General features: G+C 69.8%; 16 protein-coding genes. 4 read left to right on the forward strand and 12 right to left on the reverse strand.

The genetic code is table 11. The features are described from left to right. Positions 1-6 precede the first annotated feature (6 nt). The 11 genes from V7050_RS00410 to exbB form a co-directional block, all read right to left on the reverse strand. Entirely contained in the window at positions 7-1,932 is a 1,926-nt protein-coding gene (locus tag V7050_RS00410; protein ID WP_324365847.1) for a bifunctional 5-dehydro-2-deoxygluconokinase/5-dehydro-2-deoxyphosphogluconate aldolase, read from the reverse strand. Positions 1,933-1,945: 13 nt separating this feature from the next. After that, positions 1,946-2,566: a TIM barrel protein gene (locus V7050_RS00415; RefSeq protein WP_324365849.1), complete on the reverse strand. Its 621-nt coding sequence runs from the start codon at positions 2,564-2,566 to the stop codon at positions 1,946-1,948. Positions 2,567-2,575: 9 nt separating this feature from the next. Next, positions 2,576-3,106 carry a sugar phosphate isomerase/epimerase family protein gene (locus V7050_RS00420; protein ID WP_324365851.1) on the reverse strand — a complete coding sequence of 177 codons (531 nt, stop codon included), beginning with the start codon at positions 3,104-3,106 and terminating at the stop codon, positions 2,576-2,578. 102 nt (positions 3,107-3,208) lie between these two features. Continuing rightward, on the reverse strand, positions 3,209-4,210 hold the full coding sequence (gene iolG, locus V7050_RS00425; RefSeq protein WP_324365852.1) for an inositol 2-dehydrogenase: 1,002 nt from the start codon (positions 4,208-4,210) through the stop codon (positions 3,209-3,211). Positions 4,211-4,212: 2 nt separating this feature from the next. After that, positions 4,213-5,562 (reverse strand): Gfo/Idh/MocA family protein, encoded by a 1,350-nt coding sequence (locus V7050_RS00430; RefSeq protein WP_324365854.1) that lies wholly within the window; start codon positions 5,560-5,562, stop codon positions 4,213-4,215. Positions 5,563-5,620: 58 nt separating this feature from the next. Next, positions 5,621-5,920 carry a hypothetical protein gene (locus tag V7050_RS00435; protein WP_324365855.1) on the reverse strand — a complete coding sequence of 100 codons (300 nt, stop codon included), beginning with the start codon at positions 5,918-5,920 and terminating at the stop codon, positions 5,621-5,623. Then, positions 5,917-7,485 carry a PepSY-associated TM helix domain-containing protein gene (locus tag V7050_RS00440; protein WP_324365856.1) on the reverse strand — a complete coding sequence of 523 codons (1,569 nt, stop codon included), beginning with the start codon at positions 7,483-7,485 and terminating at the stop codon, positions 5,917-5,919. Before V7050_RS00440 ends, V7050_RS00435 begins: the two co-directional genes overlap by 4 nt. Positions 7,486-7,489: 4 nt before the next feature. Next, entirely contained in the window at positions 7,490-7,708 is a 219-nt protein-coding gene (locus V7050_RS00445) for a hypothetical protein (protein ID WP_324365857.1), read from the reverse strand. 113 nt (positions 7,709-7,821) lie between these two features. Further along, on the reverse strand, positions 7,822-8,727 hold the full coding sequence (locus V7050_RS00450) for an energy transducer TonB (protein WP_324365858.1): 906 nt from the start codon (positions 8,725-8,727) through the stop codon (positions 7,822-7,824). Further along, positions 8,724-9,170, reverse strand: coding sequence for a TonB system transport protein ExbD (gene exbD / locus V7050_RS00455; protein WP_324365859.1), 447 nt, complete (start codon positions 9,168-9,170; stop codon positions 8,724-8,726). The genes V7050_RS00450 and exbD overlap by 4 nt, the downstream gene beginning before the upstream one ends. 5 nt (positions 9,171-9,175) lie before the next feature. Next, entirely contained in the window at positions 9,176-9,919 is a 744-nt protein-coding gene (exbB, locus tag V7050_RS00460) for a tonB-system energizer ExbB (protein ID WP_324365860.1), read from the reverse strand. Between the two features lie 1,471 nt (positions 9,920-11,390). Between exbB and V7050_RS00465 the strand changes: the two genes are divergently transcribed. Both V7050_RS00465 and V7050_RS00470 read left to right on the forward strand, forming a co-directional pair. Beyond that, the gene (locus V7050_RS00465; RefSeq protein ID WP_324365163.1) at positions 11,391-13,670 is read left to right on the forward strand and encodes an NADP-dependent malic enzyme; all 2,280 of its coding nucleotides are present in this window, start codon (positions 11,391-11,393) and stop codon (positions 13,668-13,670) included. A gap of 229 nt (positions 13,671-13,899) precedes the next feature. Further along, positions 13,900-14,565, forward strand: coding sequence for a GntR family transcriptional regulator (locus tag V7050_RS00470; RefSeq protein WP_324365164.1), 666 nt, complete (start codon positions 13,900-13,902; stop codon positions 14,563-14,565). A 71-nt stretch (positions 14,566-14,636) separates the two neighbouring features. Here V7050_RS00470 and V7050_RS00475 read toward each other — a convergent pair whose 3' ends face one another. Further along, positions 14,637-15,350 carry a GntR family transcriptional regulator gene (locus V7050_RS00475; RefSeq protein ID WP_324365165.1) on the reverse strand — a complete coding sequence of 238 codons (714 nt, stop codon included), beginning with the start codon at positions 15,348-15,350 and terminating at the stop codon, positions 14,637-14,639. 309 nt (positions 15,351-15,659) lie between these two features. Here V7050_RS00475 and V7050_RS00480 point away from each other — a divergent pair, with 309 nt between their 5' ends. Together V7050_RS00480 and V7050_RS00485 are read left to right on the forward strand one after the other, a co-directional pair. Then, positions 15,660-16,688 (forward strand): ornithine cyclodeaminase family protein, encoded by a 1,029-nt coding sequence (locus tag V7050_RS00480; protein WP_324365166.1) that lies wholly within the window; start codon positions 15,660-15,662, stop codon positions 16,686-16,688. Between the two features lie 133 nt (positions 16,689-16,821). Beyond that, positions 16,822-18,366, forward strand: coding sequence for a hypothetical protein (locus V7050_RS00485; RefSeq protein WP_324365167.1), 1,545 nt, complete (start codon positions 16,822-16,824; stop codon positions 18,364-18,366). Positions 18,367-18,400 lie beyond the last annotated feature (34 nt).

Raw genomic sequence — 18,400 nt, forward strand, 5'->3', positions numbered from 1 at the left:
CGTCCTTCACGCCACTGCCTCCCGCGCCGCGGCCCGCGCCCTGTCCCAGATCCCGCAGAGCCGGGCGTAGCGGCGGGCCATCTCCGCGACGGCCGCCGCGTCATCCATGCCGCCGGTCATCCAGGCCCGCGCCACCTCGCCGAAGATCGTCCGCCCTACCGCGAAGCCCTTCACCAGGTCGAAGCCCGCCGCGGTCTCGAAGCTCCGCCCGAGCTCCGCCTCCGGCGCGTCGAGCCCGAGCACGACGATGCCGCGGGTATGGGCGTCGTTCTCCTCGATCGCGGCGATGGCCGATGCCCAGGCCGCCCGCGAGATCATCGGCTCGAGCTTCCACCAGTCGGGGAAGACCCCGGCCGCGTAGAACTGCCGGATCAGCGTCGCGGTGGTCGCATCGTCGACCGGGCCGACCTTCGACGGGATGATCTCGAGCAGGAACTCGAGCCGGTTGCGCCGGGAGGCCTCCCAGAGCCGCTTCACCGTCGCCTCCTGCCCGGCGCGCAGGTCGGGCGCGTCGTCGGGATGGCAGAAGCAGAGCACCTTGGCCACGTCCTCCCGGGCCCATTCGTGGAGCCCGCCGCAGTCGCTGCCGAGCTCGGGCTCCAGCGTCAGCGGCCGCGATCCCGGCCATTCGCAGGGCCGCCCGATCCAGAGGCCGGAGCCGGAGGCCGCATGCAGCGCCGCGCGTCCCAGCCGGTTGTCGCAGAGGATGCCGTAGCCCGCACGGCCATCCGCCACGTCGAGCGCGGCCCGGAGGCAGAGCGCCTTGAACGCCCCGATCTTCGCAGGGCTGGCGCCCTCCATCTCCTCGAGCTGCAGGCGGTGGTCGAAGGCGAAGACCCGCATCTCGGACCAGTCGCCGCCGTGCTCGCGGCCGCGGTTGGTGGCCCAATGCACCTGTTCGAGCGCCGCGTCGTTGCGCAGATCCGGCCGCACCACGCCGCGGCCGAGGAAGAAGTCGAGCTCGGCCAGCGACGGATAGGCCGGGGTGCAGCCGTGGCGCGACACCGCGAAAGCGCCGCAGGCATTGGCGAACTTGAGGCTCGTCGGCCAGTCCTGCCCGGTGAGCCAGCCGCGGAGCAGCCCGGAGAAGAAGCCGTCGCCGGCGCCGAGCACGTTGAAGACCTCGATCGGGAAGCCCGGCCCGGTCTGGCCGTCGTCGAGGCTCGCGGGGATCGCGCCCTCGAAGGCCACGGCGCCCCTGGCGCCGCGCTTGCAGACCAGCGTGGCATCGGAGACCGCGCGCACCGCCCGGAGCGCTTCAAGGGTGTCGGTCGAGCCCCCGGCGATGTGGAATTCCTCCTCGGTGCCGACGATCAGGTCGAAGAGATGCAGGGTGGATTGCAGCTTGCGCGTCACCGCCGCGCTCTCCACGAAGCGGCTTTCGCCCTCGCCGTGGGAGGCGACCCCCCAGAGGTTCGGGCGGTAGTCGATGTCGAGCGCCGTCTGCGCCCCGTGCCGCCGCGCGAGCTCCAGCGCCTTGATCACCGCCGCCTCGGTCTGCGGGTGGCTGAGATGCGTCCCGGTCGCGAGCACCGCGCGGGCCTCGGCGATGAAGTCCTCGTCGATGTCCGCTTCCGTCAGCCCCATGTCGGCGCACATCTCGCGGTAGAAGATCAGCGGGAAATGCTCGTCGTCGCGGATGCCGAGGATCACCAGCGCCGTCAGCCGCTCGGGATCGACCTTCACGCCGCGGGTATCGACCCCCTCGCGCGCCAGCTGCTCGAGGATGAAGCGACCCATGTGCTCGTCGCCCACCCCGGTGATCACCGCGCTCTTCAGCCCCAGCCGCGCGGTGCCGCAGGCGATGTTGGTCGGCGAGCCCCCGATGTATTTCGAGAAGCTCCCCATGTCCTCCAGCCGCCCCCCGATCTGGTCGCCGTAGAGGTCCACCGACGAACGGCCGATCGTGATCAGGTCGAGTGTCTTCGTCATCTCCGTCCCCATCTCAGAAACCCTGCTCGCGCAGGAGATTGCAGCTCGCGGCGAGATCCGCGAGCGACCCGGCGACGTTGCGCGGGTCCCGTTCCTGCTCGATGGTGATGTAGCCCCCGTAGCCGATCTCGCGGAGGAGCCGGTGGATGGCGGGATAGTTGATGCGGCCGCGGCCGATCGGGCACATGACGCCCTCCGCGCAGGCATCGAAGAAGCGGATGCGGCGCGTCATGGCGTCGGCATGGACGCCCGCGTCGATGTCCTTGAAATGGATGTAGTCGAGGCGGTCGGCACAGGCCCGGACGGCCGCGACCGGGTCCATGCCGGCATAGTCCAGGTGGCCGGTATCGAGGCAGAGGCCGGCGAGGTCGGGCGCGAGGTCGCCGGCGATCCGGTCGAGCTCGTCGGCGAATTCGATGTAGCCCCCCGCATGCGGATGGATGACGGCACGCACGCCGTAGCGGTCCCGCGCCGCGAAGAAGACCAGGCGGTCGGGATCGTCGGTGCAGGTGAAGAAGTCATAGGCGAGGCACCCCGGCTCGGCGCGCGCGGCGGCCTGCGCCGCCGGGGCGCGGGCGAGGACCTGGTCCCGCGTCCCCGGCTCGAGCTCGATGGTGATGATGACCTTGTACACACCCGGCCCCTAGCGGCTGATCGTGGCCTGCAGCGCGTCGATCGACGACTGGATGCCGGCCTCGGTCGACATGGTGAAGTCTTCCATCTCGAGACTGACCCAGCCGTTGTAGCCCATCATGCGGACCACCGAGAAGACTTCTTTCCACCATTGCGGGTCGCGGCCCGCCCCGACGGCGACGTAGTTCCAGGTGCGGTTGGCGACGTCGGTGACCTCCCGCAGTTCGAGGAGGCCGTCCACATCCGCCCGGCCGCGCTCGATGCGCGTGTCCTTGCCGTGCCAATGGTGGATCGCCGGGCCCAGCGCGCGCGCCGAGGCGATCGGGTCCGCGCCCATCCAGATCAGGTGGCTCGGGTCGAGGTTCATGCCGATCTTGTCGCTGACGCCATTGCGCAGCCGGAACAGCGTCTCGGGGTTCCAGACCCGCATCGCCGAGAAGTTCTCGAGCGCGTATTTCTCGACGCCGACCTCGTCGGCGAGCCGCACCAGACCCGAGCGGTCCCCCGTGGCGGCGCCGCCTTCCCCTCGCGGATCTGGCAAGTGACAAATCCGCGCGCCGCGGCCGACGAACCGGCACGAGGCAATGCCTCGCATTTGCCGGTTCGGGCTGTCCCCGGCCGATCGAATAGCCCGGAGTTCGCGTCACGCGATCTCGGAAAGCGCCACGCGCCGCTTCTCCGCGACCGACCGGACGCAGGCCTCGGCCAGCCGGAGCGCCTCCACCCCGTCCGCGCCGCTGGGATCGGGCGTCCCGTCCCGGGCGATGCAATCGACAAAGGACGCGATTTCAGCGGCATAGGAGGCGGTATAGCGGTTCATGAAGAAGTTGAGCAGCGGCGGCCGGTGGTAGCCCTCCGCGTCCCCGACCTCGATCGACACCGGCCGCTGGTTCTCCGCCGAGACCACCCCCTTGGAGCCGTGCACCTCGATCCGCTGGTCGTAGCCATAGGTCGCCCGCCGCGAATTGCTGATCGCCGCCTGCTTGCCCGAGGCCGTCTCGAGGATCACCGTGACGCTGTCGAAATCCCCGACCTTCCCGATCTCCGGCTCCACCAGGACCGAGGCATGCGCCGAGACCGAGACCGGGTCCTCCCCGAGCAGGAACCGCGCCATGTCGAGATCATGGATCGTCATGTCCCGGAAGATCCCCCCCGAGCGCGCCACATAGGCGAGGTCCGGCGCCGCCGGGTCGCGGGAGGTGATCGTCGCCATCTCGACCGCCCCGATCCGCCCCGCGTCGATGGCATCGCGCACCGCCCGGAAATGCGGATCGAAGCGCCGGTTGAAGCCCAGCATCAGCTTCGCCCCGGCCGCCTCCGCCGCAGCGACGACCGCGCGCGCGCGGCCGACGTCGAGATCGACCGGCTTCTCGCAGAAGACATGCTTTCCGGCCTTGCCGAAGGTCTCGATCAGATCGGCATGGGTATCGGTCGGCGTGCAGATCAGCACCGCCGCGACATCCGGATCGGCGGCGATCTCGCCCGGATCGCGCGCGATGCAGCCCCATCGGTCGGCGAAGGCCGCCGCCGCCGCCGGCAGCGCGTCGGCGACGGCGACGAGCCGGGCCTCCGGATTGCCGCGGATCGCGCCCGCATGGACATTGGCGATGCGCCCGGCCCCTATGATCGCGAAATTGATCGGCATGGTCACGCTCCCTCCACTGCAGCCCAGGCTCCCGTCCGGGCGGATTCGAAAATGGCATCGACCGCGGCCATACTCGCCCGCGCATCGTCGAGCCCGTAGAACGGCACGGTCTCGCCGCGCACCGCGCGGGAGAAATTGGTCACCTCCGCCTCGTAATGGTCGAGCGCCGCGAACTCCAGCGTCGTCAGGTCCGATTTTGCATGATCCTGCGACCGGTCGATATGGATCAGGTTCGGCTCGGTCCGCGAGGGCACATAGGCCTTCGGCAGGTCGATGCAGGCCCGCTCGCAGACGACCTGGAGGCTCTGGGCCGAGGCCTGCGCCAGCGAGACCGCGAAGACCGCGTGACGCCCCCGCCCGAAGTCGAGGATCACGCTCGAGAACATGTCGATCCCCCGCGCGTCGCGGTGGCATTCGGCGAGCGCCCGCAGCGGCTCGCGGCCGAAGACGAAGCGCGCGGCCATCGCCGTGTAGCATCCCAGATCGTAGATCGCGCCGCCGCCCCATTCGGGCCGCGTGCGGAAGTCGTCCTCCCTCGTCATCATGAAGGAGAGCAGGCTCGACACCGTGCAAACCTCCCCGTGCTCGCCGCTCGCGAGGCGGGCGCGCAGGGCCTGCCAGCGCGGCTGGTGGCGGACCATGAAGGCCTCGGCGATGCGGAGCCGCGGGTCGATCCCGTCGAACGCCGCCAGCTCCGCGCGGGTCAGCGCCACCGGCTTCTCGACCAGCACGTGCTTGCCCGCCGCCGCCGCCTTGCGCGCAAATCCCACATGGAGGTGGTTCGGGAGCGCGACATAGACGACCTCGACCTCCGGGTCGGCGAGCAGACTCGCCGTCGATGCCCGGGCCGCCCCCCGGCCGACTCGCCGGCGCCTGCCGGTCTCGCCATGCCGCGCCGTCACCATGACACCGCCCAGCGCCTTCGCGCCGCGGCGCCGCGGCGCGGACCGGCTCGCAGATCGCCAGGAGCGATCGGCTCGTTCGCCCCGAGCGTGACCGGGATGGGAACGGCCCGCCTCGACGAAGGCGACCCGCTCGGCCGCGCCGAAGCCGGTGGTTCGGACGAGGAGCGGCGTCGGCCGCGCGACGGCCACGGGCAGGAGCGCCATCGTCGCCGAAGCGGCGCTGCAATCGACGACGACGTCGGAGGCATCGCAGAGCGCACCGGCATCGGCCGTCACGAGAAGGCCGAGGGGCCGGAGCCCGGCGCGATCCCCCAGATCCCTGCCGACGGCCGGCGCGTCAGGCCGCTCGCACCCGCCCGAGAGCGAGCGGAGAGGGCTCTCGCCGATCGCCCGAACGAGCGCGGCGCCCAAATGGCCACCCGCCCCGGACAGCCCGATTCCGGTCATCCGCCATGCGCCCGCGATTGCCGGCCCCCGCACCGTTCCGGAGCGAGGGCCGCCTCCGTCAAAGCGGGTCGGAATTCCCGACGGTTCCGGCAAGCCGCGATTCCGGGTGCGGGCGCGCGCGCGCCACCGCCCAGCCGAGCACGGAGATCGCGCCGAACCAGACGAGAAGGCCCCCGGCCCCGGAAACCTCCGCGACGACGACACCCGGGGCGAAAGCCGCCGCCCAGGCGGCACCGGCATGGCGCCGCCGCGGTGCAGGCAGGTGGAACACGCGCCGGCGCTTCGGATCGGTGACGGCGAGATGGCTCAAAGCGGCAGCGCTGATCGCCGTCGCGGCGACGGTGACGGAAAGCATCATTCCGCCGCTTCCAGGGCGAGGCGCCCGGCAAGGCGTCGGCGCCGGAGGAACCAGATGCCGGCGAGAAGCAGCAGGATGTCGACGGTCAGGACATCGGGCTGGCGGTGGAGGATCGCCTCGGCCCAGGACATGCCGCCGGCTGCCAGGCGCAGCACGGGCAGGCCGACGCAGGTGATGCCGAGAAGACGCAGGTATCGGGCTTCGAGCGACCCGCGGTCCGGGGCGGCGACACCGACGGCGATGACGGCGGCCGCGCCGGCGACGAAGCTCCACGGCGTCCAGAGGAACGGATCCGCTGCCGGCGCCGCCAGGAGGAAGCCCCAGGCCGAGGCCAGCATCGCCAGGGGCAGACCCCAGGCGAAGATGTCGACCGCCCGGGCGAAACCGTCCCAGACGGCGGCGCCGGCGCGGCGGCGGGTCCAGAGGTGAAGGCCGGACAGCGTCACGAAGCAGAGCGCCACCCCGAGCGCACCCCAGACGATGCGCGAGACTACGCCGGCGAAATGGCCGAAATGCAGGGGATACATCAGCCCGTAGAGGGCGCCCCCGACCGATGGCGCCGCACCGACCTGGGGCTGCCGGCCGAGGAAGGCGCCGGCCGCACCGTCGTAGAGGTTCGTGACATAGAGCACGCCGCCCGCCGCGGGGTCGTGCCAGACATGCACCCTCGCGTCGGCGCGGCCGAAGCGCGCGATCTCGACGAAGGTGACCGGCCCCGGCGTCCGGCTTCGCGACTCGGCGAGGATGGCGTCGAGATCCGCGAGCGGCGCGGGAGCGGCGTCTTCGGCCACCGGCGGCTCGAAGAGCGCCGCGGACATCGCCTCTTCATCGCCGCCAAAGGCGATCGAGGCGAGCAGCGGGAAACCGATGGTGCTGGCGAAGCTCAGGAACGATCCGGTGAAGGCCAGCACGAAGGCGAAGGGCAGGCTCCAGCTCGCGGCCAGAACGTGTCGATCCCGGGCCGAGACCAGCCGCCCGCCGGGGCGCTCGGCGACGAAGAGGTCGCGCAGCAGGTGCCGGTGCATGAGCAGCCCCGAGATCACGGCGGCCATCATCGCCAGGCCGAGGATGCCGGTGACGATCAGGCCCCAGGGGCTCGGCAGATAGAGCTGGACATGCAGGTCGACGAGAAATCGCCGGAGCGCGCTGTCCTCCCAGGCCGCGGGCTGATCCCAGATGAAGCCCTCGTTGCGCTCGAGAACCTCGCCCGAGGCGGCGTCGAGGCGCAGGATCGTTCCGAGGTCGTCCGGCTCCCCGGTCTTCGGGTTCTCGGCGTGGGTGTGGAAGAAGGCGAAGATGTCGCGCCCCTCGCCCGCCCAGATGGCGATGTCATCGCGGTAGGCGGCGTCGACATCCGCCGCCGCGGTCCGGATCCGGGCGTCGATCGGCACGTCGAGCGGACTGGCCGCTCGGACGCCGCCAGCCGACCAGCGACCGATCTCGCCGCTGAAGACCGCCACCGTCCCGGTCGCGATCACCGTATAGAGCAGCAGCCCCAGGATAGTGCCCGACCATCCGTGAACCGCTGTCAGCCGTCGCAATTGCGCCTGTGAGAGCCTGCTCATCGCGTCACCCCATCGTCACGGCCACGAGAAGCCCCTGCCCGAGCGTCAGGGCCGCGAGCACCGCAGCACAGCGCGGAAGCTCCGGCTCGAGACAGGCATAGAAGAACGGAACCGCCCAGAGCAGCGGCGTCAGCACGATCGCAAGCACGATGTCGTCGACGCCACCGGGCCCGGCTGGCAGCCAGAGCGGCATCGCCGCCATGGTCGCGAGCGATGCGAGCAAGGCGGCCGGACCGGCCAGGAGCCAGCGCGCGGCGCGTGGATATGCAGCGATAGCGCCGCCGCACGCGCTTCCGATCCGCCGAGCCTTGACGAATACGCTGCGGTGGCGAGCGGTCATCGCACGTCGAACCGGACGGGTGCGGTGATGCTGCGCGGTGCGCCGGGAGGCGGCGCCGGCACCGGCGAGGCGCGGCGGATGAGGGCCAGGACCGCCTCGTCGAGCTCGGCATGGCCGGAGGAGCGCATCAGCTGGGCCGATTGCACGGCACCGCGATCGTCGATCCGGAACCGCACGAGCACGACGCCCTCCTCCCGGCGGCGGCGCGCCCCGGAGGGGTACCGCTTGAGCCGTTCGAGATGCGCCATAAGCTGCGCCTGCCACTTCGCCGGCGAGACGCCGCGATTGCCGGTGGCCGGGCGCGGCGCCGCGGTGGCTTCGGCCTGCTCGGTCCTGACCTGCGCCCGGGCGGCGGCACGGGATTGCTGCGCCGGGCGGGGTTTGTCGACCTCCTCGACCTCCTCGACCTCCTGCGCCTTCGGCGCCTCGACGACGCGCAGCTCGTCCGGGCGCGACAGCGGGCGCGTCTCGGCCGGCTCCGCCTCGGGCAGCACCACCTCCGGCTGAACCGCCGGCCGCACGTCGGCCATCGGCGTCGGCTGGAGCTCCGGCGGGGGCGGCAGCGTCGTCGGCGCATCCGGTGCCGCGGCCTCGGCGGCCGGGGCCGGCGGGACCGGCGCCGCCATGCTGTCCGGTGCGTCCACGTCGATCTCGGGCGCGTCCATCAGGTCCGGGGCGACCCGCTCGTCCGCGGCCTGCGGCGCGACCGGCATCGGCGCGAGATCGATGGTGATCGCCGGAGGCGCGGACAGTTCCGGCAAGGGCGCCGCCGGCTGCCTGAGCGCCAGCAGCGCCGCCACGCTATGCGCCGCGACCGCCACGCCCGCCGCCGCCAGCCAGAGCGCCGCCTGTCCGGCACCCGGCCGGTCCGGCTCCAGGAACATGGCATCCGCGGCGCTCACGGCTGGTCCGGTCCGGTTGCCGTACCGGTCTCCAGGGCGACCAGTGCCACCTTCAGGTATCCCGCGGCACGCATGAGGTCCATGACCTCCATCAAGGCACCATAGGGAACGCTCGAATCGGCCCGCAGGAAGATCCGCGTCTCCCTGTCACCCTTCGCGACGCGCTCCAGGGCCTCTCCCAGACCGTCGCGCCCGACCGCCTGCTCGCCCAGGGTGAGGCCGAGATCCCCCCCGACCGTCAGGTAGACCGGATCGGGGGGCCGCGGCGCCGGGGTGGCGGTGGAACTCGGCAGGTCGACGGCCACGTCGACCGTCGCCAGCGGTGCGGCGATCATGAAGACGATCAGCAGGACCAGCATCACGTCGATGAACGGCGTCACGTTGATCTCGTGCGCTTCCTCGAAGCCGTCCTCCGCCGTCCTCGGCCCCAGACTCCCCGCCATCCCCGCTACTCCGCCGCCCGCGCGATCACGGCCGGAACCAGCCGCCGGTGATCGAGGTCGCGGCTGACCAGCCGTTCGACGGCGGCGGCGGCATCGGCGAGCCGCGCCCGGTAGCCCGCGATCCATCGCGCGAAGGCGTTGTAGATGACGACCGCCGGAATCGCGGCCACGAGCCCGAGCGCCGTCGCGAGCAGCGCCTCGGCGATCCCGGGCGCCACCACTGCGAGATTGGTGGTCTGCGCCTCGGAAATGCCGATGAAGCTGTTCATGATGCCCCAGACGGTGCCGAAGAGCCCCACGAACGGCGCCGTGGCACCGACGGTCGCGAGAATTCCGACCCCCAGGTTGAGCCGGCGGACGGCCCGCGCCTCGATCCGGGACAGATGCGAGGACACGCGCGCCAGAAAACCGCCGCCTTCGCCGTGATAGACCTCGGCCGGGGCACTTGTCGCCTCGTGCCGGGCGGCCCGCACCATCGCCGTCAGCGGCCCGCGCCGGCCGGCCAGCGCCGATTCCGCCTGCTCGAGGGTACCGGCGGCCAGAACGAACGGCAGGGTCCGCCCGAGCCGCGCGCCCGCCACGAGGATCTCGAGGCTCTTGGCGAACCAGATCGTCCAGGTGACGAGCGAGGCGAGCGCAAGGCCGATCAGCACCGCCTGCACGACCCAGTCGGCAGCGATGAACATTCCCCAGGGCGAAAGATCCTGCGGCAGCGACAGCTCGGCGCGCGGATCCGCAACGGCCTCCACCGTTTCCACCCGGGCGGCCCCCCCCGTCGGCGCCCCTTCGGATCCGATCGGGTCCTGCGCGACGCTGCCTTGCGGGCCTTCCGGGGCCGAATCGGTCGGTGGCGCCGGAACGGTCGAGGGCGGAAGCGCGGATACCGGCGCATCGACGGGCGCGCCGACCGCCCCACTCGGATCCGCGGCAGCCGGGGCCGTCGCCGGGTCGGATCCGCCCTGCTGCCCCGAACCGCCGGGGCCGGCGCTATCCTGCGCCATGGCCGCCGTTCCCAGAACCACCGCAAGCATGCATCCGGCCAGATGCACCCGCCCGAACGGCGTGCGCCCGCGACCCGCTGCCACCATCGTATCAACCCGCCTCATGTCCCCTCCAGGTCGGCCGTCGCAGCCAGATCGTCGACCGGCAACGCGCCCTCGCACCATCCGCAAACTCTTCGGAACCCAAGGGGAACCGTATACCCTTCTTTTTTAGTCGGGATTGCGGCGATTGCCAACCGGTGGCCGCTCCGTTCCGCCCGCTGCGGAGCGGACCGGGAGTGCATGCCGCCCGGTTTGGCATGACGACCTAGAGTCTTCAGTTCGTTCGACTATTTTTGTCAGGCATAGCGCCCCTTTCCGATCGCCCGGCCTCGCGCCCGCGAACGGTGGCCCGCCGCGCAAGGTCTCACGCCGCTAACCCGCGGAACGGGCATGCGAAACGCCCGGCCGCGAGGTTCGGAACGATTCGCTCGCGCGCTTGCCCTCGGCGGCGGACTCACAGCCGAGGCGGAGCGCCGCCGGCGTGGCATTGGTCACGCGACCTGCCCTTCCTGAATGCCATGGGCTTCACGCCGAGGCCCGTCACGCCCCCTGCCCGCCCGCGCTGCGTGAGCCTGAAGAACTCGACCGCTCCGCCATCGACCGCGAAACCACACGCCGAACGTCTTCTTCGCAAGCAATCGCCCTCGGGCAGCATGTGGCGGATCTCCGCGAGGACGGCCGCGGGCCTCGCGCCCGCCGCGCCGCTCGCGGTGCCGGACATCCATCGCGGCCTGCAGGTCTTCGCGCCGGGCGGGGACTCATTCTCGACGAAGACCGCCGGTTCCGGCGCGACAAAGAGATCGTTGCGGATGGCGGATGGTGGCTTTACTTCTGTGCGTCCGATGATGCTTCCTGCTCGGCAAGCATCGTCGCCTTCGGGAAAGGTCCGATCGTTGAGTGTAAGATCCAGTGCCCGGCATTCGGTCTGAGAGCTTCGCGCATCGGGCCGCGCGCGCGGGGAATCGCGCTGCAGCCTGTTCGGATCGTCGCGGACATGTCTACAACCCTACAGAAGATTGTAGACAAACTTGCGTGACTGTGTCAACAGATCGGCCGAACCGAGCCAGCCGCCGAACCGGGGGCGGTGCCGGTTGAATGCGAGGTTCCGCCGGATTGCGCCGACGAATGATTGTTGCAACGCGCCGGTCCTCTGCCGGCACGAAAGGGGAGGGAATCCATGTCGTCCAACAATACCAAGGTGGCTGCAGATCGGCAGGCGGCGCTCGACTACCATGAGTATCCGAAGCCCGGGAAGCTCGAGATCCGGGCCACCAAGCCGATGGCCACCGGACGCGACCTCTCCCGAGCCTATTCGCCGGGCGTCGCCGAGGCCTGCCTCGAGATCGCGAAGGATCCGGACGATGCGCGGCGCTATACCGCCAAGGGCAACCTCGTCGCGGTGATCTCGAACGGCACGGCGGTGCTCGGCCTCGGCAATATCGGGGCGCAGGCCGCCAAGCCGGTGATGGAAGGCAAGGCGGTCCTCTTCAAGAAATTCGCCGGCATCGACTGCTTCGACATCGAGGTGGACGAGAACGACCCCGAGCGGCTGGCCGATCTCGTCTGCCGGCTGGCGCCGACCTTCGGGGCGGTGAACCTCGAGGACATCAAGGCGCCGGATTGCTTCGTGGTCGAGCGGATCTGCCGCGAGCGGATGTCGATCCCGGTCTTCCACGACGACCAGCACGGCACCGCGATCGTCGCCGCGGCGGCGGCGGTCAATGCGCTCCGGATCGTCGGCAAGCGCCTCGAGGACATCCGCATCGTCGCGCTCGGGGCGGGGGCGGCGGGCATTGCCTGCCTCAAGATGCTGATGGCGATGGGCGCGCGCGCCGAGAACATCCTGATGCTCGATTCGAAGGGCGTCATCCATGCCGAGCGCAGCGGATTGTCGCCGGAGAAGGCGGAGTTCGCCCGCGAGACCGGGCTCAGGACCATCGACGAGGCGCTGGAAGGCGCCGACCTGTTCCTCGGCGTCTCCGGCCCGGGCCTCCTGACCGGCGAGATGGTGGCGCGCATGGCCGAGGGGCCGATCATCTTCGCGCTCGCCAACCCGACGCCCGAGATCATGCCCGAGGAGGCGCGGGCCGCCTCGCCCAAGGCGCTGATCGCGACCGGCCGCTCGGATTACCCCAACCAGGTCAACAACGTCCTCTGCTTCCCCTTCATCTTCCGCGGCGCGCTCGACGTAGGCGCGACCGAGATCAACGAGGCGATGAAGATCGCCTGCGTCGAGGCGATCGCGGAGCTCGCCCGGGCCACCACCTCGGCCGAGGTGGGCGTGGCCTACCAGGGCGAACGGCTGACCTTCGGGCCGGACTATCTGATCCCAAAGCCCTTCGATCCGCGCCTGCTGCCCACCGTCGCCACCGCCGTGGCGAAGGCGGCGATCGATTCGGGCGTGGCCACGCGCGAGCTCGACCTCGACGCCTACCGGCAGCGCCTGCAGACCCAGGTCTACCGCTCGGCGCTGATCATGCGGCCGGTCTTCGAGGCGGCGCGCCAGGTCCAGCGCCGGATCGTCTTTGCCGAGGGCGAGGAGCCGCGTGTCCTGCGCGCCGCCCAGGCGATGCTGGAGGAGACCACCGACCGGCCGATCCTGATCGGCCGCCCGGAGGTGATCGAGATGCGGCTCGAGCGCGAGGGCCTCACGCTGAAGCCCAACCAGGATTTCGAGCTGGTCAACCCCGAGAGCGACACCCGCTTCCGCGACTATTGGGGGAGCTATTTCGAGATCATGCGCCGCAAGGGCGTCACGCCCGACCAGGCCAAGTCGATCCTGCGCACCAACACCACCGCCATCGCCGCGGTGATGGTGCACCGCGGCGAGGCCGACAGCATGATCTGCGGGACCGTCGGCCCCTATGTCTGGCACCTGCGCCACGTCCGCGAGGTGCTCTCGACGGATGAGCTGCATCCGGTGGGCGCGCTCTCGCTGATCATCCTCGACAAGGGGCCGCTCTTCGTGGCGGATACCCACATCAACATCGAGCCGACCGGGCAGCAACTCGCCGAGACCGTGCTCGCCGCCGCCCGCCATGTCCGCCGGTTCGGGATCGATCCCAAGGTGGCGGTCTGCTCGGGCTCGCAGTTCGGCAATCTCGACAGCCGGTCGGGGCGGGTCTCGCAGGAAGCACTGGCGATCCTCGACGGCGCGGCGCAGGACTTCGAATACGAGGGCGAGATGCACACCGATGCGGCGCTCGACCCCGAGCTCCGCGAACGGCTGTTCCCCGGCGGACGCCTGACGGGTCGGGCCAATGTGCTGGTCTATACCAACACCGACGCGGCGGGCGCGGCGCGCAACCTGCTCAAGTCCGTCGCCGATGGCCTCGAGGTCGGCCCGATCCTGATGGGGATGGGCAACCGTGCCCATATCGTCACGCCCGGGGTGACCGTGCGGGGCCTGCTCAACATGGCAGCGCTCGCCGGAACCCCGGTCGCGAGCTACGGCTGAGCCCCGGATCCGATCCGCGGGGCCGGTCGGGACGCTTACCCGACCGGCCCCCGGGCCGCCCGGCATCGGGGCCGCTCCAAGATGCGACGGACACTTGAGGAGAACCTCAGTGCCGGCGGTGAAATTATCGGGGTGAGACGGACCCTTGTCGCGATCCTCTCAAGTGTTGCGTCCACGAACCTACCGGCGACCGGCTGAGCCTCGACACGCCGGTCTGCGGAAGGCCCCCATGAGCGAGCAAGCCCCGAACTGCGAGCAATCGATGGCCGATCTTGCCTTTGCCCGGCTGGTCGCCAGGCTCTGGGACGGTACGCTGACCGCCGGGCAGTTCCTGTCCATGCCCCAGCTCGTCGATCTGCTCGATCTGCCGCTCGCCGCCACGCGCGAGGTGGTCAAGCGCGCGGAAGCCCGCGAGCTCATGTCCATCCTGCCGAAGCGCGGTGTGCAGGTGATGACGGCCAGTCCGGATGTCATCCGCAACTGCCTGGATCTCCGCACGATCCTCGAGGAGCAGGGCGCCCGGCGGCTGATCGAAACCTCGGCAGCCTTGCCCCTCGATGCTCTGCGCGCCGATCATCGCGCGGTTCTGGAGGCGGCCCGAAGCGGCATTCGTCCAGACATGGCCGAAGGCGCCATGGCCACCGGTCTCAGGCTCCATGACGCGCTCGCCACCGGTCTGGACAACCCGGTCGCGGCGGCGGTCTACCGGGCGAACCGCGACCGTCTGGCCGTGATCCGCAATGCCCGGCCGTTCCTGCCCGACCGGCTCGTCTCTGCCATGGAGGAGCACCTCGCCATCATCGACGCCCTGGCATGCCGCGACACCGTCGCAGCCGTCGATGCGATCCGCACCCACTACCGCAACACGCTTCGGTGGCGCGGCATTCTTATCTAGCCCTGGGGCCGTGACCGACCGATTCCCGCCGGAACGATGCGTCGACGCCTCGATGACCGGCCCGGGCGCGCCTATCGGAAGATGGAGGCGAAATCCGGCTCCTGCTCGTCCTCGACTTCCAGTCGCAATGTTCCTTCCAGATGGATCAGATGCTCCCGCATGAGGTGGCGGGCTTGCTCCGCATCGCCCTGCGCCAGGGCATCGACGATCGACTGATGCTCTTCGACCGGGCAGCTCGGCATCAATCCGCCGCCGTAGATGCTGACGATGAGGGAGCATTGCGAGAGCACCGGCTCCAGGATGCTCAGAAACACGCGGCTGCCCGACTGGCGCGCCAGCGTGACATGGAACTCGCCGGCCATGCGTATGGCTTCGCGCCGCTGCCCCCGGTGCCGCGCCGCGACCTCGGACCGGACATGCGCGCGGAGCTTGCGCATGGTGGCCGGTTCCGGATGGGCCGCGACCCGCTCGACCACGAGATCCTCGAGGCTTCGGCGGGCGTTGAAGATGTCGCGTGCATCGCTTCCGGTGGGCTTGATGACGAAGGCGCCCCGGTTCGGGATCAGATCGACGAGCTTCTGGTGGGAAAGCGTCAGGAGGACGCGCCGGATCCGCGCCCGGCTGACGGAGAAGGCGGAGGCGAGCGCCTCCTCGCCGAGCTTCGTCCCCGGGCGAAGCCGCTGCTCGTAGATCGCCTTGATGATGTCGTTGAGGACTCGCTGCTCGATGGGCGGGAGGCGTTCGTCCGGCGACCGGAACTCGTTCGGTTCTTCATGTGCGCCCACAGGTCAGCCACCCTTTCCGTCGACGTGCTCCGCCCATGCGAGGCGAATTCCCCGAGCGCATGCCGAGCGGCCATCCGCGATCACCATCTCGCGCGATGTGAACAATAGCGATTGCCGGGGTTCAGTCAAGAATCTGGGATCCGGACGTTTTCTGCAGTCCCGCTCACGCGGGCCGAACCTCGATCATAAATTGTGCACAACTATGGTTGACATTGTTTACGATCTGACCTAGAGGCCGAAGACCGAAGGAAGCCGATGCCCTCGGCCAACAGGATCATGACCATCATTCGACCCCAACGGGAGGCGCCCATGGACGCAAGAGTCCGAACCGATCATTCCCTGTCCACGACGCTCGTCCTGTCGCGATCGGAGGTGGAGGGCCTGGTGACGATGGCCGAGGTCGTCGCCGAGGTGGAGACGGCTTTCGCCGACATCTCCAACGGCATCGCCGCACAGCCGGCGGCGGTCGCGATGTCGCTCGCCTCCAGCACGGCGGCCTTCCTGGCGATGCCGGCGCTGGCCGACCGCCAGGGCCTCGCCGTCATCAAGCTGCTCGCCGATATCCCCGACAACGCGGCGCGGGACCTCGCGGTGCAGCGGTCGGTGATCGCGCTGGTATCGCAGACGACCGGCGCACCGCTGGCGATCTTTCACGGGCAGATCCCGACCCGGATCAGGACGGCGGCGACGAGCGCCGTCGGCACCCGGCATCTTTCGCGCCCCGACAGCCGCGTGCTCGGCCTGGTCGGCGCCGGCGCCCTCGCCGTCGAACATATCCGCTCGCATCTCGAAGTCCGCCCGATCGAGCGCGTGCGCGTCTGGTCGCGGACCAGGGCCACCGTTTCCCGCTTCATCGAGCGGATCGGCCGCGAGTTTCCGGGGCTTGAAGTGGAGGGCGCGGAATCCCCGCGCGAGGTCTTTGCGGGCTCCGACATCGTCTGCACATTGACCCCCTCCCGCGAGCCTGTCGTCGAGGGCGCCTGGTTCAAGCCGGGCCTTCATATCAACGCGGTCGGAGCGCCGCCGCGGCCGGATCACCGCGAGATCGACTCGGCCGGAATGGCCAGGGCGCGGATCGTCCTCGACAGCATCCCGATGGCGATGCACGATTCCGGCGACCTGCTGCTGGCTCTCGCGGACGGCGCGATCACCAAGGAGCAGGCCATGACGGAGCTCGGCGACGTCGTCACCGGCAAGGCTCCGGGGCGGACCTCCCCGGAGGACATCACGCTCTTCAATTCCGTCGGGCTCGCCATCCAGGACCTGGCGATCTGCAACCTCATGCTGGAAAGAGCCCGCGAGAAGGGTCTCGGTCAGGAGATCGACCTGAGCGCCTGAGGGCCACGAACGACCATCTGTGGCGGCTCGCCTCCAGCGACCGCCAGCCTGCACCGGAACCGAAAACTCCAATCAATAGCTGTGGGCCCATCACAGCTACATGGAACATTTTTACTTCTTGGGAGGAACAAGAATGGACAGCAACTTCTTCTGGCGCAAGGGGGACTGGGGAGGATACTTCGGCCTTCTGGCCAACAACCTGACCAATCTGCTGACGATGATCGGCCTGCTCCTTTTCGTGGTCGGGTTCCCCGAGGACATCGTCTACGGGCGGATCGCGCCGGCCTTCGGTCTCGCCGTCTTCTCGGCCAGCATGGCCTACACGTATTTCGCCTATCGGCTGGTCAAGGCCACCGGTCGCAGCGACGTCACGGCGCTGCCGTCGGGCCCGAGCTCGCCCTCGATCTTCACGGTGACGTTCCTCGTCATCCTGCCCGTCTACCTGCAGACTCAGGATCCGGAATTCGCGATCCAGATCGCGCTGGTCTGGTGCGTGGTCGAAGCGGCGATCCTCGGCCTCGGCTCGCTCGTGGGCGAGACGATCCGGCGGACGATCCCGCGCACGGTGCTGCTGTCCTGCCTCGCCGGCCTGGGGCTGCTGCTGCTGGCGATGAACCCGATGCTGCAGTCGTTCGAGGCCCCGACCGTCGCATTCGCCGTCCTGGCGCTGATCTTCATCAACTGGTTCGGCAAGAAGCCGATCCTGCCGAAGGTCCCGACCGGGTTCCTGCTGCTCGCCACCGGTACGACCCTTGCCTGGGTCTTCGGCCTGCAGAGCCCGGCGGCCGTCGCGGCTTCGCTCAGCACCTTCGGCTTCAACCCGCCGTCGCTGCATGTCACGAGCTTCCTCCAGGGACTGCCGCATGCCCTGCCCTACCTCGCCTCGGCGGTTCCGCTCGGCCTGGCCAACTACGTCTTCGACCTCGAGAACATCGAGAGCGCACATGCCGCGGGCGATCCCTACCCGACCCGTCAGGTCATGATGGCCAACGGCCTGTGCTCCGCGCTCGGCGCCATGTTCGGCAACCCGTTCCCGGTGACGGTCTACATCGGCCATGCCGGCTGGAAATCGATCGGCGCCGGCACCGGCTACACGCTCTTCACCGGGATCTCGATGCTGCTGGTGACGCTCTTCGGGCTCGGGGCCTTCCTGCTCGCGCTGATCCCGATGGTCGCGGTGGTTCCGATCCTCGTCTATATCGGCGTGGTGACCTGCAACCAGGTGGTCCGCGAATCGCCGAAGAACGAGGTGCCGGTGATCTTCATCACCATGTTCCCCTGGATCGCGAACTGGGCGCTCACGCTGACCAACAATACGCTGGCCGCCGCGGGGACCGCCGCCAACACGATCGGCCTCGATACCCTCGCTCACAAGGGCGTCTATTATCAGGGGCTGTCGAACCTCGGAAACGGCGCGCCGCTCAGCAGCATGACCTGGGGATGCATCGCGATCTTCGCGATCACCGACCGCCCCATCCGCGGCGCGATCGCGGCCCTGGTCGGTGCGGTGCTGACGTTCCTCGGCGTGATCCATGCCCATACCGTTGGAATCGCGCAACCCCATGCCATGCCGATCCTCTATGGCTATTGCATGATCGCGGGGATCTTCGGGCTGAAGTACTATCTCAATCAGCGTGACGAGCGCCTGATGGCATCCGCCAGCCCCGTCGGGGAATAGGATCGGGCCGGGTACCGGCACCATCCGATCACGC

It is taken from the genome of Amaricoccus sp. (genome assembly GCF_036846665.1).
GTDB lineage: Bacteria > Pseudomonadota > Alphaproteobacteria > Rhodobacterales > Rhodobacteraceae > Amaricoccus.